Origin of the sequence: Pseudomonas sp. AU12215 (assembly GCF_001675465.2) — a bacterium.
In the GTDB taxonomy this organism is placed as follows: Bacteria; Pseudomonadota; Gammaproteobacteria; order Pseudomonadales; family Pseudomonadaceae; genus Pseudomonas; species Pseudomonas nitroreducens.
Map to the genome: position 1 here is coordinate 1 of NZ_MACM02000118.1, position 20,277 is coordinate 20,277.

The following is a 20,277-nucleotide window of genomic DNA, read 5'->3' on the forward strand; positions in this document are numbered from 1 at the left end:
CGCCGATGGTAGTGTGGAGTTTCTCCATGTGAGAGTAGGTCATCGTCAAGCTCCTATCCCAAGACCCCTGGTCAGCTTCGCTGGCCGGGGGTTTTGCTTATTAGTGTAAGCAGCCCGAATTCGGATGAGCGCTTAGGCGAGCATCCAACCGAATTGCTTGACGACCATAGAGCATTGGAACCACCTGATCCCATCCCGAACTCAGTAGTGAAACGATGCATCGCCGATGGTAGTGTGGAGTTTCTCCATGTGAGAGTAGGTCATCGTCAAGCTTCTAATTCCAAAGCCCCTGATCAGCGAAAGCTGGTCGGGGGTTTTGTTTTTGGGGCGGAAAAAAATGCCGACAGGATGCTTCGGTATGGTGCTGCCCTCTCCCTGAGTGGAAAGGGGAAGGGAGTCGTTCCCGGGCTGGAACCTTGAGGGATTCGGTTCGCGAGCAAGCTCGCTCCTACAGAGGGACAAGGCGCTTGGTCATGATGATGGTGCGCTCTTCTCCCTGGAGTTGTTCGCGTACGACGTGATAGCCCAGATGCGAGTAGAGGCTCTCAGCGGTGAGGGAAGACGGGACCAACAGGGCGTCTATACCGCGCTCCAGGGCGGCCTTCTCGATTTTCCTCATCAGCCCCTGGCCGACGCCTTTGCGTTGCTGCTGAGGCGCTACGAAGAGGCTGCACACGGCATTGCCATCCAGTGCGCCTGTGCCGACCACCTGGTTGCCCAGCAGGGCGACGAACGCCAACCGATGTTCGAGTAATTCCATCACCCGTTCAGGCGTGAAGTGCGCCACCACCGACTCGATGACGCTCGTCGGGTAGTCCTGGCCGTTGCTCTCCCTGACCGCCGCCACGATCACCTGGCTGATGGCCTTGGCGTCGTTGCTGCGGGCTTGTCTGATCATCAAATCCATCTGCGTACTCCCTTTTATCAGCCTGTTCATCCTGACCGGATCGAGCGCGGGAGGGTAGGGCGGAATCGCAGGCAACAAAAAAGGCGCCCTGAGGCGCCTTTTTTGTTTGGATCACCGATCAGCCGTTGTGGCGTTTCAGGACCAGGGTGGCGTTGGTGCCGCCGAAGCCGAAGCTGTTGCTCATGACGGTGTCGATCTTCGCGTTTTCGCGGGTCTCGCGCAGGATCGGCAGGTCGGCGACCTCCGGGTCCAGTTCGTCGATGTTCGCGGAGCCGGCGATGAAGTTGCCTTCCATCATCAGCAGGCAGTAGATCGCTTCGTGAACGCCGGCAGCGCCCAGGGAGTGGCCGGACAGGCTCTTGGTGGAGCTGATGGCTGGGGCGTTGCTGCCGAACACTTCGCGCACACCACGGATTTCAGCGACGTCGCCGACCGGGGTGGAGGTGCCGTGGGTGTTCAGGTAGTCGATCGGGGTGTCGACGGTGGCCAGGGCCTGCTGCATGCAGCGGATGGCGCCTTCGCCGCTCGGGGCGACCATGTCGTAGCCGTCGGAAGTGGCGCCGTAGCCGACGATCTCGGCGTAGATCTTGGCACCACGCTTGAGGGCGTGTTCCAGCTCTTCGACCACGACCATGCCGCCGCCGCCGGCGATGACGAAGCCGTCACGCTTGGCGTCGTAGGCGCGGGAAGCCTTTTCCGGGGTGTCGTTGTACTGGGTGGAGAGGGCGCCCATGGCGTCGAACAGGCAGCTCTGGCTCCAGTGTTCTTCCTCACCGCCGCCAGCGAAGACGACGTCCTGCTTGCCCAGCTGGATCTGTTCCATGGCCTGGCCGATGCAATGCGCGCTGGTGGCGCAGGCCGAGGAGATGGAGTAGTTCACGCCCTTGATCTGGAAGGGAGTGGCCAGGCACGCGGATACGGTGCTGCCCATGGTGCGGGTCACGCGGTATGGGCCGATGCGCTTGACGCCCTTCTCGCGCAGGGTGTCGATGGCTTCCATCTGGTTCAGGGTGGAAGCACCGCCGGAGCCGGCGATCAGGCCGGTGCGCGGGTTGGAGATCTGCTCGGGGGTGAGGCCGGAGTCCTTGATCGCCTGTTCCATTGCCAGGTAGGCGTAAGCGGCGGCGTCGCCCATGAAGCGGAAGACCTTGCGGTCGATCAGCTCTTCCAGGTTCAGGTTGACCGAACCGGACACGTGGCTGCGCAGGCCCATCTCGGCGTAGCTGGGATTGTGGCGGATGCCAGCACGGCCTGCGCGAAGGTTGGCGGAGACGGTGTCTTTGTCATTGCCCAGGCAGGAAACGATGCCCAGACCGGTGATCACGACGCGACGCATGCGGATACCCTTAGAAGCTGTCAGTGGAAGTGAACAGGCCGACGCGGAGGCCTTCGGCGCTGTAGATTTCGCGGCCATCGACGCTGACGGTGCCGTCGGCGATGGCCAGGATCAGCGAACGATTGATCGTACGCTTGATGTGAATGTTGTAGGTGACTTTCTTGGCGGTCGGCAGGACCTGGCCGAAGAACTTCACTTCGCCCGAACCCAGGGCGCGGCCGCGGCCGGGATTGCCCTGCCAGCCGAGGTGGAAGCCTACCAGCTGCCACATGGCGTCGAGGCCCAGGCAGCCCGGCATGACGGGGTCGCCTTCGAAGTGGCAGGCGAAGAACCACAGGTCCGGGTTGATATCCAGCTCGGCGACCAGTTCGCCCTTGCCGTACTTGCCGCCGACATCACTGATGTGGGTGATGCGGTCGATCATCAGCATGTTCGGGGCGGGCAGTTGCGCATTACCCGGGCCGAAGAGCTCGCCGCGGCTGCAGCGCAGCAGGTCTTCTCGGGTGAAGGCGTTTTGTTTGGTCATGCGAGCTCCTCAAAAATCCTGGATAGCAGGCGTTGTTTGGCTTGTGCCTGCGGTGCCGCGTACCGTCGTACTTGTCACGGTGTCATGCGGCAGCCTAGTCATAGACTATTGCCTTTAAGTGAAAGTCACAGCAATCGGCGAACGCTTGTTCACTTTTCGCCGACGCCAGGTTTCCCTGTCGGGACGCAGGCCGTGGGCCGGTCCGCAGTTTGCGGGCAAGTGCTCCCTGGATCAACGACCTGGAGCAACCCAGCGCTGCAGAATCCGCTGCAACTCCGCACGTTTGAACGGCTTTGCGAGATAGTCGTTCATTCCCGCCTCAAGGCACGCTTCGCGATCGCCCTGTAGCGCATTGGCGGTCAGGGCGATGATCGGCACCTGTTCGCCGCCCGGTTTTGCGCGGATCTGCCGGGTAGCTTCGTAGCCGTTGAGCACGGGCAGGCGGCAGTCCATCAGGATCACCGCGAACTCGCCGCGCTCCGAGGTGCGCACTGCCTGGGCGCCGTCACCCACCAGCGTGACGCGATAGCCCAGGCTGCGCAACATAGCTTCTATGACTGTTTGATTCACCGGGTTGTCTTCCACCAGCAGCACGGACTGACCAGTGGCAAGCGCGGCGCCACCGTTCGTCCCGTCCTCCGCGGCGCTTTGACGCTCGCGGAAGGGCAGGGGAATCTCCAGGGTGAAAGTCGAACCGCAGCCTTCTTCGCTGACCGCACCCAGGGTGCCGCCCATCCGTTCGGCGAGGGTGCGCGCGATGGACAGGCCCAGCCCGGTGCCGCCATAGCGCCGCGAGGTGGATGAGTCTGCCTGCTGGAAGGCCTCGAACATGTGTTCCAGGCGTTCGTGAGAGATGCCGATGCCGCTGTCCTGCACCGAGCAACTGAGCCAGAGCACCTCTGCGTCCAGTGCCTGCCAGGTGGCCTCCAGTCGCACGCCGCCTTCTTCGGTGAATTTCAGCGCATTGCCCAACAGGTTGACGAGGATCTGCCGGATGCGCGTCGGGTCACCCTGCACCTCGAGATTGTCCAGCCCGTCCTGAACATTCATTTCCAGTGCCAGGCCGCGCTGCTGGGCGCTGTGCTGGAAGACCTGAATGGAACTCTGGATCAGTTCCAGCAGGTTGAACGGAATGCGCTCCAGTTCCAGAGCGCCGCGCTCGACGCGGGAGAAGTCGAGGATGTCGTTGATCACCTTGAGCAGGTGCTCGGTGGATTCGGTGGCCAGTGCGCTGTATTCGGCCTGCTCCTGGTTCAGTTCGGTGGTTTCCAGCAGTTGCAGCATGCCCAACACGCCGTTCATCGGAGTGCGCAGCTCGTGGCTCATCATCGCCAGGAAGTCGGATTTGGCACGGTTGGCCTCCTCGGCCTCCTCCCGCGCCGCCACCAGTTGGGCAATGCTGCGCTCCTGCTCCAGGCTGGCCTGTTGCAGGCCGCGGGCGAGGTTGTTGATGTGGCGGGCGAGGTCACCGACTTCGCCGTCGTCCGGCACCGGCAGGGTGGTGTGGTAGTCGCCGGTCTGGATCGCCTGCACGGCGCGACCCATGGTGCGGATCGGCGCGGCGAGGCGACGGGCGAGACGGCGCGCCAGCAGGTAGGTGAGGATCAGGGCGAACAGGGCGAGCAGGCTGGCCTTGAGGAGGATCTCCTGCTGCCGCTCGCTGAAGGCGTCGCTGGCCATGCCGACCACCACGCGGCCCAGGTAGTCGCCGCTGGGCGGAGCGGCGGCCGGCAGCATGTCGTTGGAGCCGCCCAGCTCGCTGCCATTGAGGGCGATGTTCTCGCGCTGGATCGAGGCGTGGAAGATTTCCACCTTGGTACTCGCCTGCGCGGGATCGGCTGCGTGCTCGACGTAGACGAGGATGTTGTCGCCCCGGTCGCGCACCTCGATGAAGCGCACGTGGGCGGTGCTCAGGGTCGCCCGCAGGAGGCTCTGCAGCACGGGCAGGTTGCCGGAGATCACCCCGTATTCCGCCGCCGGGGCGAGCTGGTTGGCAATCAGTTGGCCGGTATGGTTGGACTCCAGGCGCAGGTCCTGCAGACGCGAGTAGGTGAAGTAGCCGGTCAGCAGCACGGTCAACAGCAGTGCGGGCCCCAGGCTGATGGCCAGCATCCGCGTCTGGATGTTCCAGCTCTTGCGGGAGCTCATGGTTTCTCTCCTTCGGCCAGGCGCTGCGCAAGCTGCGCGTCGTCCGGCAGGTCGATGCCCAGCGAACGCGCCACCTGGCGGTTGCTCTGCACCTTGAAGCGTTCGGGGTAGAGGCTGCGCGGCCATTGCTCCGCCGGCCGGTCGAGCAGGGTGTCCAGGGTCTCCAGCCAGTCGCTCTGGTCGCTGTAGCTGCTGGCCAGGCTGCCGGCCTTGACGAAGGCGGCGGTAGGGCCGATCAGCGCCCGGTTCTCGGCGTAGGCGCTGAGGAGGATGCCCTTGATGGTCTGTGCGTTATAAAGCTGTTTGTCGTCCAGCCCGAGCAGCAGGTCACTGCGACCGAGCAATTCTCGCAACGGGCGGCTGTCGTCGGGGCGGGTTTGCCGTTCGCTGATGAGCTCGACGCCGAGCTCCCGCGCAGCCTGGTCGAGCTCCGGCAGGAGGAACTCGCTGGCAGGGCCGAGCAGTACGCCAATGCGCTGCGGACGCGGGCTGAGTTGCAGGGCGAGTTGCAGTTGCCGGGCCGGCGGCGGGTCGCTCCAGAGCAGGCTGAGATGCGGTGGCTCGCGCTCGCCCAGGACCTGCCGGGCTTCGACGCGGCTGACCAGTAGCGTCAGTGCCGGCGGTGCGTCGTGGCTGGCCAGGCGCCAGTTCAGCGCGCCGCTGCCGAGCAGCAGCAGGCGCGTCTGGCCATCGAGGTTGGCGGCGGGGGGCAGGTTTTCCGGGGTCTCCAGTCGCACCTGGTCATTCGGCCGATGTTGCGCCAGCGCTTCGGCGAAGTCCTGCAGGGCTGGGCTCTGCTCGGTGCTGACCAGCAGGATGTCGCGGGCCTGGGCCGGCAGCGCGAAGAGGCAGGCCAACCAGAGCAGCAGGGCGGCGAAGAGGGGGCCGGGGCTCGTCCATGAGCGGCGGGCAGACATGCTAGAAGGCCACCTCGGCGCTGAAGTAGAGCAGGTGGCGGTTGTCGTAGCGGTTTTCCGGCCAGGTCAGTGGTTCGTCGTCCAGGCGCTGCTGCAGGGCGCCGGCCAGTTCCAGCGCGGCGCGGCCCAGGGGAATGCGCTTGGCCACGCGCAGGTCGATGCGCTCGAAGCGGTGTTCGTTCAGCGCATCGTCGCCATAGTAGAAGACCGAGCTGGACCAGCCGTGGCCCCAGTCGCGCATCCACCCGGCCGAGCCGCTGTTGCGCGCGGTGAGGCGCCGGTCGAATCGGCTGCTGGCGTCATAGTCGACATAGGCATAGGTCAGCCGCACGCGGTCCTGCCGCGTCAGGCGCCAGTCCAGCTGAGTTTCGGCGCCGCTGAAGCGGATGTCGTTGTCGTTGGTCGGTTCGAAGTCGGATACCTGCAAGGGATCGCTGATCAGCCCGTGGATTTCGTCGTAGTAGGCTTTGATGTCCACCGCCAGCCCGAGTTCGTCGAACTGGCCGTTGTAACCGATTTCCCGCGAGCGCATGCGCTCCTGGTCCAGGTCGCCTGGGCCGTGGGCGCGGGCAAAGTAGTAGGCGCTGGACTGGCCATACGCGAGCGGCGAGAGGTGGCGCGCCCGGTAGCTCCAGTTCACGTCGTTCTCGTACATGTCCGGCGAGCGCACGGCTTCGGAATACACCGCTCGCAGGCTGTGGCGCGGATTGATCAGGTAGTTCAGCGCGAGGCGCGGGCTGACCGAACTGCCGGAAAGCTGGTCGTCCTCCGCCATCGCACCGCCCTGCAGCAGCCAGTGCGGCGACAGGTGCCATTCCAGCTGGCCGAACAGGCGCCAGATGTCGTTGTTCACCGTGCCGTCGAAGTAGGTCTCCGAGGTGGCCTGGTCGTGCCGATAACTCATGCCGCTGACCAGCCGCACGCTTTCGGCGAGGCTCAGGGTGTCCTGGATTTCCAGGTCGTAGCGGGTCTCGCGAATGTTCTGGTTCACCTGCCCGCACACCGGCAGGTAGGCGCCATTGGCCAGTTGCTGCAGAACCTGCCCGGCCAGTGCCTGTTCCTGAGCGGTCCCGCGGGGAATCCTGGGCAGCGACTCGGCCAGGTCGTCGACGTACTTCGGGTTCAGCGACCAGAGCTGCGCCAGCTGGGGGCTGAAGGCGACCTGGGCCTCGCAGGCGCCGAAGTCCTGCAGGCGCTCCCAGTGCTCGGCGTAGCCCTGCACATAGAAGCTGTGCTCGGGATTCACGTCGAAGGTCCAGCGCATCGAGCCCGCGTAGTCGCGCGCGGTCAGGTCGGAGTTGTCGTCGCCGGGGGCGATGTCGCCGAAGATCGGCTCGTAGCTGTAGGGCCGCTGGTTCGTGCCTTCCTTGGCCGCCAATTGCCAGTCCAGGCTGTTGCGCAGGTCGAGGTTGTGGCTGGCCACCAGGTTGAAACGGTTCAGGCGCCGGCCATCGCGGTAGTCGCGATCGAACTGGTCATGGTCGAAGCCGTCGTCTTCCTGGCCGGACAACGACAACCGGTAATCGCCCGAGCGGTCGTGGATGCCCTGGCTCGCATACCAGTCGCGCACGCCGTTCTGCCCGGCGGTGTATTTCAACCGCGTGCCCTGGCTGTCGGCCGGGTGGCGGGTGAGGATGTTGATGACGCCCATCAGCGCGTTGGCGCCGTAGCTCACCGCGTTGGGGCCGCGGAAGACCTCGATGCGGTCGATGTCCTCGATGGCCACCGGGATGTCGCTCCAGTCCACCGTCGCCAGGCCCGGGCGGTATACCGAACGGCCGTCCACCAGCACCTGCAGGCGCCGCGCCTCGGTGACGTTGGTGCCGTGGTAGTTCACCGTCGCCTGGTTGCCCGACAGGTAGCCGACCATCATGCCCGGTACCAGGCGCATCAGCTCCGGAATGTCGCGAGCGCCGGAAGCCTTGATCAGGTCGCGGTCGAGTACCGTCATGCTGCCGGGCACCTCCGCGGGGGACTGTTTGAGCCGCGTCGCGGTCAGAACCTGGGGAACGTCGAGGCTGTCCACGAACAGATCGCCCGCCATGGCCTTGCCGGCCAGCAGCGCGGCAAGCAGGGTAAGCGGCAAAGGGACGCGGGCGGGATGCTGCACGGAACGACCTTGTTCTCGGTTTTTATCAGATGTGTCGACGTCTGGAGTTAGACGTTTTCTGTCAGACGGATGTTAAACGAGGCAGCGCTGATTGCCAGTCCGGCGATCCGGGCTGGTCGCTCGCCGATGCGGCCTTATAATGCCCCAATCGCTGCCTCAGGGCGGCCACCAATGGAACAGACATGACACAGCAGCAACCGATCGCCGTCCTCGGTGGTGGCAGTTTCGGCACCGCCTTCGCCAATCTGCTGGCAGAAAACGGGCAGCGCGTTCGTCAATGGATGCGCGACGAGGAGCAGGCCGAGGCGATCCGCACCCGCCGCGAGAATCCCAACTACCTCAAGGGCGTGCGTATCCATGACGGCGTGGAGCCGACCACGGACCTGGTGGCGACCCTGGCCGAGTGCGAGATGATTTTCGTCGCAGTGCCTTCCAGCGCCCTGCGCAAGGTGCTCGATGGCCGCAGCGAAGAGCTGGCGGGCAAGATGCTGGTCAGCCTGACCAAGGGCATCGAAGCGCAGAGCTTCAAGCTGATGAGTCAGGTGCTCGAAGAGATCGCACCGAAATCCCGCATCGCGGTGATTTCCGGCCCGAACCTGGCGCGCGAGATCGCCGAGCACGAGCTGACCGCCACCGTGGTCGCCAGCGAGGACGAAGACCTCTGTGCCCAGGTGCAGCAGGCCCTGCACGGCCGCACTTTCCGCGTCTACGCCAGTGGCGACCGCTTTGGCGTCGAACTGGGCGGCGCGCTGAAGAACGTCTACGCCATTATTGCCGGGATGGCTGCCGCGCTGGGCATGGGCGAGAACACCAAGGGCATGCTGATCACCCGCGCCCTGGCGGAGATGACCCGCTTCGCCGTCAAGCTCGGCGCCAACCCCATGACCTTCCTCGGCCTGGCCGGTGTGGGCGACCTGATCGTCACCTGTTCGTCACCCAAGAGTCGTAACTATCAGGTGGGCTTCGCCCTAGGCGAAGGCCTGACCCTGGAGGACGCCGTGGCGCGCATGGGCGAGACTGCCGAGGGCGTGAATACCCTCAAGGTGCTCAAGGCCAAGGCCGACGAGCTGCAGGTCTACATGCCGCTGGTGGCCGGCCTCAACGCCATCCTGTTCGGCGGCCGTACACTGGAGCAGGTCATCGGAGCGCTGATGAGCGGCGAGCCGAAGACCGACGTCGACTTCATTCCCACCACCGGTTTCTGAGGAGGTTTCGCCATGTCCGCTGAACGTCAGCCCGCTGACCGTCTAGAGAAGGAATCCCTGGTCCTGCGCGTCGTCTGGATGCTGGTCTTCGCGCTGGTCTGGTTCGTCGCCGAGATGATCCTCGGCGCCGTGGTGATCATCCAGTTGATCTACCGCGTCATCTACGGTTCGCCCAGCGGCAGCCTGATGGGCTTCGGCGACAGCCTGAGCCAGTACTTTGCGCAGATTGGCCGCTTCGGCACCTTCCAGACCGAAGAGAAGCCCTGGCCGTTCGCCGACTGGCCAACTGCCCGTGCCCCAGAAGGCGAGGCCCCGCACGACGTGCCGCCGGCGCCGCACCCGGTGCGTGACGAGGAGCCGAAGCTTTGAAGCTCTGGCTGCTGCGCCATGGCGAGGCCGAGCCCCAGGCCCGCCGTGATGCCGAGCGCCGACTGACGGCCCATGGCATCAAGGAGGCGCTGAAAAGCGCCGCCCAGTTGGCCGGCCAGCCGCTGGACGGCATCCTCGCCAGCCCCTACGTGCGCGCCCAGGAAACCGCCGAGCTGGTTCGCGAGGCGCTGGGTTTCGAGGGGGCGGTCGGCACCGCGCCCTGGCTGACTCCGGATGACGATCCGAAAGACGTGCTGCGTTTCCTCGATGGCCGCAACGAGCAGAACCTGCTGCTGGTCACGCATCAGCCTCTGGTCGGTGCGCTGGCCGGCCTGCTGGTGCATGGCAGCCGCAGCGATGCCGTGCCGTTCAGCACCGCCACGCTGGCGGAACTGGAAGGCGAGGTGCCGGTGGCGGGATTGATGGAGCTGGTGTCGCTCTACCATCCGCGGCATTCCTGAGTCGTCCGTTTCCGAAAAAGGCCCCGAAAGGGGCCTTTTGCATTTCCATTGCCGGCAAATCGTGCCTGGATGTTTCTTCGCGAGCCCCGTTGCAGAGCGGCTGGTGGCCAATCCTTCGGCTAAATCCTACAAAAGTTCACACGACCAGCCTTGTCTGCCGCTGCGCTGCGTGGAATATTCAACCAAGCAAGTGCTTGGTTGATCCATCGCTATATCCCTGAGCTACACCTCTGACAAAAAAAACAAAGGAGGGGCACGTGGTTAAAGCAGTCCGATTACCACTCGACCTGTTCTATCAGCGCGAGAAGGGCCACCCGAACAAGCGCTACCTGGTGCAGCCGCTCACTGGCGGCCAAGTGCAGACCCTGACCTGGGGCGAAGTGGGCGACCAGGCCCGCCGCGCCGCCGCCTGGCTGCGCAGCCTTGACCTGCCCGAAGGCAGCCGGGTAGCGATTATTTCGAAGAACTGTGCGCACTGGATAGTTGCCGACGTCGCCATCTGGATGGCCGGCCACGTCTCGGTGCCGCTGTATCCCAACCTCACCGCCGACTCCATGCGCCAGGTGATGACCCACTCCGAAGCGCGGGTGGCCTTCATCGGCAAGCTGGACGACTGGCCTGCGATGGTCGACGGTATTCCCGAGGGCGTGCCCACGGTGGCTTTGCCGCTGCATCCGGAAGGGCGATTCGACCACCAGTGGGGCGATCTCCAGCAGCAGGCGCCGATCAGCGATGATCCGCGCCCGGACACCACCACCCTGGCGACCCTCATCTACACCTCCGGCACCACCGGTACGCCCAAGGGCGTGATGCACACCTTCGGCAACTTCGCCTTCGCCGCCAGCCATGCCATCGACCTGTTCGGTGTCGGCGAGGAGGACCGGCTGCTGTCGTACCTGCCGCTGTGCCATGTGGCCGAGCGGATGTTCGTGCAGATGGCGTCGATCTATGCCGGGCAGACGATCTTCTTCGCCGAGAGCCTGGACACCTTCGTTGCCGACATGCGCCGGGCGCGGCCCACGGTGTTCTTCGGCGTGCCGCGCATCTGGACCAAGTTCCAGATGGGCGTCTACGCGCAGATGCCGGCGAAAAAGCTCGACCGCCTGCTGCGCCTGCCCATCGTCGGCCGCCTAGTCGGTCGCAAGGTACTCGCCGGCCTTGGCCTGGACGCCGTGCGCTACGCCCTGTGCGGTGCCGCGCCGGTGCCCGAGGCGCTGCTGAACTGGTACCAGCGCCTGGGCCTGAATGTGCTCGAGGTCTACGGCATGACCGAGAACTGCGGTTACTCCCACGTCTGCAGACCGGGCGAGCAGAAGACCGGCTGGATCGGCCGCAACAGCCCCGGCGTGGAAGTGCGCATCAGCGACGAGGGCGAAGTGCAGGTGCGCAGCGGCGCGACCATGGTCGGCTACTTCAAGGACCCGGAGCGCACTGCCGAGACCATCACCGAGGACGGCTTCCTGCGTACCGGCGACAAGGGCGAGCAGGATGCCGAAGGCCACCTGCGCCTGACCGGACGCATCAAGGAAATCTTCAAGACCGCCAAGGGCAAGTACGTGGCCCCGGCGCCCATCGAGAACCGCCTGGCCGTGCATTCGCGGATCGAGCAGATCTGTGTGGTCGGCGACGGCCTGATCGCCCCGCTGGGCCTGTGCGTGCTCTCCGAGGTGGGCCGCCAGGAAGCCGCCAACGGCTCGCGCATCGAGCTCGAACAGAGCCTGCAGGCGCTGCTGACGGAGGTGAACGAGGCGCTGGACAAGCACGAACGCCTGGCCGGACTGGTGCTGGTCAAGGACGTCTGGACGGTGGATAACGGCTTCCTCACGCCCACTCTGAAGATCAAGCGCAACGTGGTGGAAGGCGCCTACGGTCAGCGCTTCAATGAATGGGCGGAGCGCCGCGAGGCGGTGCAATGGCATGAATGAGACGACATGAGGGGAATGGCATGACCTGGCGCACCACGCCCGATCTGGAAAAGCTCAATGCGAACCTGAAGAACACCATCGGTGAAGTGCTCGATATCCGCTTCGAGGCGTTCGACGACGACTCGCTGACCGCCAGCATGGTGGTGGATTCGCGTACCCACCAGCCCTACGGCCTGCTGCACGGCGGCGCCTCGGTGGTGCTGGCGGAGACCGTCGGCTCCACCGCCAGCTACCTGTGCCTGGATACGTCCAAGTACTACTGCGTTGGCCTGGAGGTGAACGCCAACCACCTGCGCGGCCTGCGCAGCGGGCGGGTGACGGCGGTGGCCAAGGCGGTGCACATCGGTCGCTCGACCCATGTCTGGGAAATCCGCCTGCACGGGGATGATGGCAAGCCGAGCTGCATCTCGCGGCTGACCATGGCGGTGGTGCCGCTGGAGCGTTGAGGAGGCCGGGAACTGGCTCGAACGTGGGATGGCGTAGAGCGAAGCAATACCCATCAATTACTGCTCCGGCAGCATGGGTATCGCCTAGGCTCCACCCATCCTACAAGGGCGCTCCCTGCGGTTGCATCTGACTGGAGGAGCGGGCGCTCGCAATTTTGTCCAAGACCCGCCGTTCCTGCGCCGGTAAAGTAGGCCCATGGAACGTATCGAACACCACAGCAGCGGCTTGCCCGGCGTCCGTTTCATCGACGCCGAGTACCGCCGTTTCGCCTTTCCGCGGCATTTTCACCTCGACTATCACGTCGGGTTGATGCTCGACGGTCGCCAGCGCTACACCCATCGCGGTGAGCGCTCGCTGGCCGGGAATGGCGACATCCTGCTGATGAGCCCCGAGAGTATCCACGACGGCTCCAGCGACGGTGAGGACGGCTATCGCATCCGCGTGCTGTCCATCGACCCGCACTGGCTGGACGATGCCTGCCGCGCCTTCAGCGATGGCCGCCAGGGCGCGCCGCGGCTGACGGCCGCGCAACTGCGCGATCCACGGCTGCAGGCCGAACTGCAACAAGCCCATGCCCTGATGCTGGGTGGCGAGCGGCTGGAGCAGGAAGGCCAGCTGTGGCAGGCGCTGGCCGCCTTGCTGGAGCGCGCCTCCAGCCTGCGCATCCGTGAGCCGGGGCAGGGTTTCGACGCGCCGACCTGGGCACGTATCCGCGAATGGCTGGAGTCGCGCCTGGAAACGCCGCCGACGCTGGAGGAGATCGCCGAGTTCTGCGACCTCAGCCCCTGGCAGGTATTGCGCCGCTTCCGCCACCAGTGCGGATTGCCGCCGCACCAGTGGCTGACGCACCTGCGACTCGAGCGCGCCTTGCCGCGGGTGCTCAAGGGCCAGCCGCTGTCGGAGATCGCCCTGAGCCTGGGCTTCTATGACCAGGCGCACTTCAGCCGCCTGTTCCGCCGCACCTACGGATTGCCGCCCGCGCGACTGCGCCAGCGCTGATCCACCCACCGATCCCGTTTCCTTTCCCACTGGAGAATCCCGCGATGCAGGAGGTTCACGTCTTGCTCATGCTCACCGCCGTGTTTGCCGTCGCCCTGGTCAGCCCCGGCCCGGACGTCGCGCTGGTGGTGCGCACGTCACTGCACCAGGGCCGCCGCGCCGGCGTGCTTAGCGCCCTGGGGCTGGCCTGCGGCATCCTGGTCCACGGCACGTTGGTGCTGACCGGCGTGTCGCTGCTGCTCAGCCGTTCGCCGCTGCTGTTCAGTGCGTTGCAGCTGGTGGGCGCGTTCTATCTCGGCTGGCTGGGCATCGGTGCTCTGCGTGCCCTGCGCAAGCCGGGCGGGGCAGGGCGGATCGACGGCGAGCTGGCTGAATCCAGGCTTGGCCCCTGGCTGCGCGGGTTGGCGACCAACCTGTTCAATCCCAAGGCGCTGGTGTTCTTCCTCGCATTGCTGACCAGCCTGATCCCGGTAGACATGTCGGCACCTGGCAAGGTGGCGGTGGCTGTGATGCTGTTCGGCACTGGTTTCCTCTGGTTCAGCCTGCTCAGCGTGATCCTCACCCGACCGGTCTGGCAGAAGCGCCTGCTGCGGGCGGTGCCGGTGATCGATGGAGCGTGTGGGCTGGTATTCCTGCTGGTGGCTGGCGGCATCCTGTTCAGCGTGGTGAACCACGCGGTGCAGTGGGTCTGAGTCGCGCCGCAAGAGGGCGGGAAGGGCAAATCCGCCGGAGCGCCATGGACTTTGGCCGTAGTGCCGTCATTCGCGGGAATGCGGGTCATTGCCGCACTCGGGTTGCTGTCGGAAAATCCGGGCTGTCATTCCCCCGAGTTCACCCAGCATGTCGCAAGCGGTCTTCTTCGCCCACGCCAACGGTTTCCCCTCGGGTACCTATGGCAAGTTGTTCGACGCCCTGGAGCCGGATTACCGGGTCCATCGGCTGGACATGCACGGCCATGACCCGCGCTTCCCGGTGAACGCCAACTGGGAAAACCTGGTGGAGGAACTGCTGCATCACCTGGAGGCGCTGGATGAGCCGGTGTGGGGCGTCGGCCATTCTCTGGGCGGCGTGCTGCATTACCACGCGGCGCTGCGCAGGCCCGAGCTGTATCGCGGGGTGGTCATGCTCGATTCGCCCCTGCTGACCTTGGCCGATCAACTGGTGATCCGTGTCGCCAAGCGCTTCGGCTTCATCGACCGGCTGACGCCCGCCGGCCGCACGCTCGGTCGCCGCGAGGATTTCGACGATTTTGCCGAGGCGCTGGAGTATTTCGCCGGCAAGCCGCTGTTCAAGCGTTTCGACCGCGATTGCCTGGAAGCTTACGTGCGCCACGGGCTGGCACCGGCCGACGCAAGGGGCCTGCGGTTGAAGTTCGACCCGGCCACGGAAATCTCCATCTACCGCAACGTGCCACACACCAGCCCCGGCCGCGCGAAGCAGCTCGCCGTGCCGTTGACCATGGTGCGCGGCCGCCACAGTTGGGTGGTGCTGCCGCACCACGCCCGTATGATCGGCCGCATCCCCATGGGGGAGAGCCTGTCGCTGCCCGGTGGGCACATGTTCCCGCTGGAGCGCCCGCAGGACACCGCCGCTCTGCTCAAGACCGTCTTCGCCCGCTGGCAACAGCGCACCAACGCCTGAGGAACCGCCATGACCGCCAAAGTCCAGGAAATCCGCCTGAACCTGCCGCATATCGAGCTGGCTGCGCACCTGTTCGGCCCGGAAGACGGCCGGCCGGTGATTGCCCTGCACGGTTGGCTGGACAACGCCATGAGCTTCGCCCGCCTGGCACCGAAGCTCGAAGGCGTGCGCATCCTCGCCCTCGATTTCGCCGGCCACGGCCACTCGGGCCACCGCGCACCGGGGGCCAGCTACCTGCTCTGGGATTACGCGCTGGACGTGCTGATGGTGGCCGACCAGATGGGCTGGGAGCGTTTCTCCCTGCTCGGGCACTCCATGGGCGCGATCGTCTCGGTGCTGCTGGCCGGCGCCATGCCCGAGCGCATCGAGCGCCTGGCGCTGATCGACGGCCTGGTGCCCTACACCGGTGAACCGGACACCTCGCCGCAGAAGCTTGGCGAAGCCTTGCGCGCGCAACTGGCCCTGCCGAACAAGCGCAAACCGGTGTACGAGGCTATCGACCGTGCCGTGGAAGCGCGCATGAAGGGCGTCGGCGCGGTGAGCCGGGAAGCCGCCGAGCTGCTGGCATCCCGTGGCCTGGTGCCGGTGCCCGGCGGCTACACCTGGCGTACCGACGCGCGCCTGACACTGCCGTCGCCGCTGCGCCTGACCCGTGCCCATGCGCGACAATTCGTCCAGTCCGTGCAGTGCCCGACCAGCCTGGTGCTGGCGCAGCAGGGGTTGATGCTGGTCGAGCCGGCCACCCGCGAACTGCTCAAGGACAGGCCCTTCGAGGTCCATGAACTGCCGGGCCAGCACCACCTGCACCTGGATGACGAGGCGGGCGCCGAGGCGGTTGCCGCGATCTTCCGGCCGTTCCTGCTGGCGGACTGAGCAATACCCTGTAGCGGCGCGCAGCTTGACTAAAGCGGGGCCTGCCGCGAGTCTGCACGGATCGTTTCAGGGAGATTGTGCATGCTCGACGTCCAGACCACCGCGCGCCAAGACGGCAAAAACCTTTCGGCGGACGCGCAGAAGGCCCGGATCTCGCGGCTCCTTCACTCCCTGATCTTCACCGGTCTGCTCGGTGTCAGCGCCGTTGCCGGCGCCGCCGACCTGCCCGACAGCCACGACCTGGACATCCTCCCGCGCTTCCCGCGTTCGGAAATCGTCGACTTCAACCAGGCTGCCGGCCAGGAGCGCATCTACCCACAGGGTTCGATCAGTCGTATCAGCGGGCGCCTGCGCATGGAAGGCGAGGTACGCGCCATCGGTGACCTGACCGCCGTGACCTATCGCCTGCCCGACGAGGACTCCAGCCAGAGCGCCTTCGCCGCCGCGCGTAAGGACCTGCTCAAGGCCGACGCCACGCCGCTGTTCTGGTGCGAGAGCCGCGATTGCGGCTCCAGCAACCTGCTGGCCAATTCGGTGTTCGGCAACTCCAAGCTGTTCGGCCCGGACGACCAGCAGGCCTACCTGCTGGTACGCCTTGCCGCGCCTCACGAGGACAGCCTGGTAGCGGTCTACACCATCACCCGCGGCAACCGCCGCGCCTACCTGCATGCCGAACAGCTGGACAGCGGCGCCGCCCTCGGCGAGTTGTTGCCCAGCCCGGCGACCCTGATGCGCCTGCTCAAGGCCAACGGCGAGCTGACCCTCAGCCATGTGCCGCAGGAGCCGGGCGGTGCCTGGCTCGACCTGCTGGTGCGTACCCTGCGCCTGGATACCGGGGTGCGCGTCGAGCTGGCCGGCAAGCATGCCAGTGACTGGCGCGCAGCACTCACCGCCCAGGGCGTGCGCGATGCGCGTCTTGAGCAAGGCAAGGACGATAGTGACGGCCTGCACCTGACCTGGCTGCGCTGATTCCCCTACGCTGAAGGGCGAAACGCCCTACACTGGGGCTTTCGAGCCAACCGGGGTTTCCAATGTTCGACAATGATCGCCTGTTGCTGCGCCTGCTGTTGCTGGGCCTGCTTGCGGCCAGCATCTGGGTGTTGCTGCCCTTCTGGTCGGCATTGGTCTGGGCCGCAGTGCTGGCTTTCGCCAGCTGGCCGCTGATGCGCCTGCTCACCCAACTGCTGGGCGGCCGCCAGGCAGCGGCGGCCGGCGTGCTCACCGTCTGCTGGATCGTGCTGGTGGCGCTGCCATTGGTATGGCTGGGCTTCGGGCTGGTGGACCGGGTGCGCGAAGGCGTGGAGCTGGTGAAGAACCTGCAGGTCTCCGGCCTGCCGCCGCCGCCGGAGTGGATGGCCCGCGTGCCGCTGATCGGCGATCGCCTGATCGGCTGGTGGTACCAGGCCGACCAGCAGGGCGTGGCAATGTTCTCCGCGCTCAAGCCGTACATGGGTGAGGTCGGTAACTGGGTGCTGGCGCGCAGCGCCAAACTGGGGGCGGGGATCTTCGAGCTGGTACTCAGCCTGGTGCTGATCTTCTTCTTCTACCGTGACGGCCTGCGCCTGCAGGCTTTTGCCCACGGCATGCTGCAGCGCCTCATCGGCGACACCGCACAGCAGTACATGGACATCATCGCCGGTACCGTGCAACGGGTGGTCAACGGGGTGATCGGCACCGCCGCCGCACAAGGGGTGCTGGCGACCGTCGGCTTCCTCATCGCCGGCGTGCCGGGCCCGCTGGTGCTGGGCTTGCTGACCTTCGTCTGTAGCCTGCTGATGGTGCCACCGCTGATCTGGGGGCCGGCCGTGCTCTGGCTGTTCTACCAGGAGAGCTATGGCTATGGCGTGTTCATGGCCATCTGGGGCTTCTTCGTGATCAGTGGCGTGGACAACATCCTCAAGCCCTACCTGATCAGCCGGGGCGGCAACCTGCCGCTGGTGGTGGTGCTGCTGGGCGTGCTTGGCGGCTTGCTCAGCTTCGGCTTCATCGGTTTGTTCCTCGGGCCGGTGCTGCTGGCGGTGGTCTACAACCTGATCAGCGCATGGGTCGAGAGCTCGCGCCGGCCGCCGTCACCGCCTGTAGTTTGATGGTTCGGAGCAGGGTTTTGCCCTCTCCCTAACCCTCTCCCTGAAGGGCGAGGCGACTGTCCGGCGTGTGCCGAAAGCGCGGCACTCGCCGGCTGACTCCGTAGAAGAGCCCCGCGCCGAGCGGCTCCCTCGCCCTGCGGAGCGGGGCGCGCAGCCATGGCGGGGGAGAGGGCGCAACGGCCGCTTCGGAGCTGACGGGAAGCTCCATTCGCGAGCAAGCTCGCTCCAATAGGTAAGGCGCAATCCCGAACGGGTTATGCGCCCTGCGGCTTCAGGTGTCAGACGTGCTCGCTCTTCACCTGCACCAACCGATCCCGCCCGGCGCCCAGGCCGAAGATGATCGCCGCCACCGTCACCACCACGAAGATCACCCCGGTTGCCGCCCAGCCGCCGGTGAGGTCGTGCACCACGCCGACCAGGAAAGGTCCGCAGGCCGCCAGCGTGTAGCCCACGCCCTGGGCCATGCCGGAGAGGTTGGAGGCGACGTGGGAGTCCGGCGAGCGCAGCACGATCAGCGCCAGGGCGATGCTGAAGGTGCCGCCCTGGCCGAGGCCGAGCACCACCGCCCAGCCCCAGATACCCGAGAGCGGGGCGAGCAGCAGGCCGAGCAGGCCGGCCAGGGTCAGGCTCATGACGATCACCACGGCGAGGCGCTGGTCCTTGCCGCGGGTGGCCAGCCAGGGGGCGGCCAGGGCGCTGAACAGCTGCACCATCACCGAACCGGAGAGCACCAGTCCGGCTTCCACCGCACTGAGTCCACGGTCGATGAGAATCGACGGCACCCAGCCGAAGACGATGTAGGCCAGCGACGATTGCAGGCCCATGTACAGCGTCACCTGCCAGGCCAGCGGGTCGCGCCACAGGCCCTTCACCTTGTACACCGCACGGTGGGCGTGGTGGTTCTGGCGCGTCTGCGGCAGCCAGATCGCCGCCGCGACCACGGCGGGAATCGCCCAGAACGCCAGGGCCAGTTGCCAGCTGTTGCCCATCAGCCCGGCCAGCGGCACGGTGGAGCCCGCGGCGGTGGCGGCGCCCAGGCACAGGGCCATGGTGTAGACGCCGGTCATGGTCCCGGCGATATGCGGGAAGTCGCGCTTGACGATGCCCGGCAGCAGCACGCCGATGATGCCGATGCTGGCGCCGGCCACCAGGCTGCCGAGGAACAGCCCGGCCACCGGGAACAGGCTGCGCAGGACGATGCCGCCGGCCAGGGTGAAGAGGATCAGCAGCACGGTGCGCTCGGCGCCCAGGCGCCGCGCGAGCATCGGCGCCAGCGGCGCGAACAGGCCCAGGCAGAGCACCGGCAGGGTGGTCAGCAGGCCGGCGGCGGCAGCGGAAAGGCCGGTGCCGTCGCGCACGGTGTTGAGCAGCGGCGACAGGCTGGAAAGCGCCGGGCGCAGGTTGATCGCCACCAGCACCAGGCCCAGCAGCAACAGCCAGGTACGTTGCGGGCGCGGTCCGCTCTTCGGCGCGCTGTCGTCTTCGGCGTCGATCAGCAGTTCTTCGGGCGGGCAGGACACCTTGTGTTCGATGTCTTTCGGGTCATTGGGCAGGGACATGGTGGGCATTCCAGGGCAGCAAGGCAGAAAGCGTTCGGTATAGGAAATGGGAGTCAGATCAGCAGCGCGCGGTTCGCTTTCGCGGCGGCTTCGGCGTCGCCACGGGCAATGGCGTCCACCAGCTCGCGGTGCAGCTCGAAGCTCGGCTGCGGCCGGCTCGGGTCGCCGATGGTGCGCTCCAGCCCGGCGCGGATGACCTGGGAGAAGTAGCGGTACAGCTCGCTGAGCACCGGGTTGTGGGCGCTGTCCACCACGCGTTGGTGGAAGGCCAGGTCGTGGGCGATGTATTCGTCCAGCGATCCGCCGTGGTGCACGGCGGAAGCTTCGAGGGCCTCATGCAGCGCGGCGAGGTCGGTTTCGCTGCGGCGCTCGGCGGCCAGTCGGCTGGCTTCCACCTCGATGATGCCGCGTGCCTCCAGCGCCTGCTCCACCGAGCTGCGGGCGAGCACCAGCATGGCGTCCAGCGGGTTGGCGCAGGCGCGCACGTAGGTGCCATCGCCCTGGCGCACTTCCAGTACACCGGAGAAGGTCAGCACGCGCACGGCCTCTCGAACCGTATTGCGGCTCATGCCGAGAGCTTCGGCCAGTTCGGGTTCGGGGGGCAGGCGCTGGCCCAGCGGCCAGGTGCCGTCGCCGATGCGCTGATGGATCTGCTCCAGGGCGATGTCGACCAGGGAGCGCTTTTGAAGAGGGCTTGGCATGGAAACATCCAATCATCGGATGAATTTGAAGAGGCCAAGACTAGGCCAGGCACGGGGTCGCTGGCA

Annotated in this window: 19 protein-coding genes and 1 rRNA gene; 12 read left to right on the forward strand and 8 right to left on the reverse strand. The window is 66.1% G+C overall.

Annotated features, from left to right (window positions below):
* The first annotated feature begins 156 nt into the window (after positions 1 to 156).
* Positions 157 to 272: ribosomal RNA gene (rrf, locus tag A9513_RS15395) — 5S ribosomal RNA — on the forward strand.
* A 176-nt stretch (positions 273 to 448) separates the two neighbouring features.
* On the opposite strand, the gene A9513_RS15400 is transcribed toward rrf, so the two are convergent.
* From A9513_RS15400 to A9513_RS15425, 6 genes are all read right to left on the reverse strand, one after another.
* Entirely contained in the window at positions 449 to 907 is a 459-nt protein-coding gene (locus A9513_RS15400; protein ID WP_065327583.1) for a GNAT family N-acetyltransferase, read from the reverse strand.
* A gap of 118 nt (positions 908 to 1,025) precedes the next feature.
* Positions 1,026 to 2,243 (reverse strand): beta-ketoacyl-ACP synthase I, encoded by a 1,218-nt coding sequence (gene fabB, locus A9513_RS15405; RefSeq protein ID WP_024766931.1) that lies wholly within the window; start codon positions 2,241 to 2,243, stop codon positions 1,026 to 1,028.
* A 10-nt stretch (positions 2,244 to 2,253) separates the two neighbouring features.
* The gene (gene fabA, locus A9513_RS15410) at positions 2,254 to 2,769 is read right to left on the reverse strand and encodes a 3-hydroxyacyl-[acyl-carrier-protein] dehydratase FabA (RefSeq protein WP_017517389.1); all 516 of its coding nucleotides are present in this window, start codon (positions 2,767 to 2,769) and stop codon (positions 2,254 to 2,256) included.
* Positions 2,770 to 3,000: 231 nt separating this feature from the next.
* Entirely contained in the window at positions 3,001 to 4,917 is a 1,917-nt protein-coding gene (locus A9513_RS15415; protein ID WP_024766930.1) for an ATP-binding protein, read from the reverse strand.
* Positions 4,914 to 5,834 carry an ABC transporter substrate-binding protein gene (locus A9513_RS15420; RefSeq protein ID WP_051445714.1) on the reverse strand — a complete coding sequence of 307 codons (921 nt, stop codon included), beginning with the start codon at positions 5,832 to 5,834 and terminating at the stop codon, positions 4,914 to 4,916. Before A9513_RS15420 ends, A9513_RS15415 begins: the two co-directional genes overlap by 4 nt.
* Before the next feature lies 1 nt (position 5,835).
* Entirely contained in the window at positions 5,836 to 7,944 is a 2,109-nt protein-coding gene (locus A9513_RS15425) for a TonB-dependent siderophore receptor (protein ID WP_065327584.1), read from the reverse strand.
* 182 nt (positions 7,945 to 8,126) lie between these two features.
* Between A9513_RS15425 and A9513_RS15430 the strand changes: the two genes are divergently transcribed.
* The 11 genes from A9513_RS15430 (at position 8,127) to A9513_RS15480 (ending at position 17,951) form a co-directional block, all read left to right on the forward strand.
* Positions 8,127 to 9,149 carry an NAD(P)H-dependent glycerol-3-phosphate dehydrogenase gene (locus A9513_RS15430; protein ID WP_037015951.1) on the forward strand — a complete coding sequence of 341 codons (1,023 nt, stop codon included), beginning with the start codon at positions 8,127 to 8,129 and terminating at the stop codon, positions 9,147 to 9,149.
* A gap of 12 nt (positions 9,150 to 9,161) precedes the next feature.
* Complete coding sequence (locus A9513_RS15435) at positions 9,162 to 9,518, forward strand: DUF4389 domain-containing protein (protein ID WP_037015948.1); 357 nt, start codon at positions 9,162 to 9,164, stop codon at positions 9,516 to 9,518.
* Positions 9,515 to 9,979 carry a phosphohistidine phosphatase SixA gene (sixA, locus tag A9513_RS15440; RefSeq protein ID WP_037015946.1) on the forward strand — a complete coding sequence of 155 codons (465 nt, stop codon included), beginning with the start codon at positions 9,515 to 9,517 and terminating at the stop codon, positions 9,977 to 9,979. The genes A9513_RS15435 and sixA overlap by 4 nt, the downstream gene beginning before the upstream one ends.
* Positions 9,980 to 10,236: 257 nt before the next feature.
* Positions 10,237 to 11,904 (forward strand): AMP-binding protein, encoded by a 1,668-nt coding sequence (locus tag A9513_RS15445; protein WP_065327585.1) that lies wholly within the window; start codon positions 10,237 to 10,239, stop codon positions 11,902 to 11,904.
* Positions 11,905 to 11,924: 20 nt separating this feature from the next.
* Positions 11,925 to 12,350: a hotdog fold thioesterase gene (locus tag A9513_RS15450; protein ID WP_017517381.1), complete on the forward strand. Its 426-nt coding sequence runs from the start codon at positions 11,925 to 11,927 to the stop codon at positions 12,348 to 12,350.
* Between the two features lie 196 nt (positions 12,351 to 12,546).
* Positions 12,547 to 13,350, forward strand: coding sequence for an AraC family transcriptional regulator (locus A9513_RS15455; protein WP_024766924.1), 804 nt, complete (start codon positions 12,547 to 12,549; stop codon positions 13,348 to 13,350).
* Between the two features lie 44 nt (positions 13,351 to 13,394).
* Positions 13,395 to 14,042 carry a LysE family translocator gene (locus A9513_RS15460; RefSeq protein ID WP_065327586.1) on the forward strand — a complete coding sequence of 216 codons (648 nt, stop codon included), beginning with the start codon at positions 13,395 to 13,397 and terminating at the stop codon, positions 14,040 to 14,042.
* A gap of 148 nt (positions 14,043 to 14,190) precedes the next feature.
* Positions 14,191 to 14,991: an alpha/beta fold hydrolase gene (locus tag A9513_RS15465; protein WP_065327587.1), complete on the forward strand. Its 801-nt coding sequence runs from the start codon at positions 14,191 to 14,193 to the stop codon at positions 14,989 to 14,991.
* Positions 14,992 to 15,000: 9 nt separating this feature from the next.
* Positions 15,001 to 15,864 (forward strand): alpha/beta fold hydrolase, encoded by an 864-nt coding sequence (locus A9513_RS15470; protein WP_065327588.1) that lies wholly within the window; start codon positions 15,001 to 15,003, stop codon positions 15,862 to 15,864.
* An 81-nt stretch (positions 15,865 to 15,945) separates the two neighbouring features.
* Entirely contained in the window at positions 15,946 to 16,833 is an 888-nt protein-coding gene (locus A9513_RS15475) for a DUF4892 domain-containing protein (RefSeq protein ID WP_083196146.1), read from the forward strand.
* A gap of 62 nt (positions 16,834 to 16,895) precedes the next feature.
* A complete protein-coding gene (locus A9513_RS15480) occupies positions 16,896 to 17,951 on the forward strand; it encodes an AI-2E family transporter (protein ID WP_065327589.1) in 1,056 nt (351 codons plus the stop codon).
* Between the two features lie 278 nt (positions 17,952 to 18,229).
* Here the strand turns inward: A9513_RS15480 and A9513_RS15485 are convergent, their stop codons facing one another.
* Complete coding sequence (locus tag A9513_RS15485) at positions 18,230 to 19,510, reverse strand: MFS transporter (protein ID WP_024766920.1); 1,281 nt, start codon at positions 19,508 to 19,510, stop codon at positions 18,230 to 18,232.
* A gap of 53 nt (positions 19,511 to 19,563) precedes the next feature.
* Positions 19,564 to 20,211, reverse strand: coding sequence for a FadR/GntR family transcriptional regulator (locus A9513_RS15490; protein ID WP_037016845.1), 648 nt, complete (start codon positions 20,209 to 20,211; stop codon positions 19,564 to 19,566).
* Positions 20,212 to 20,277: the final 66 nt, after the last annotated feature.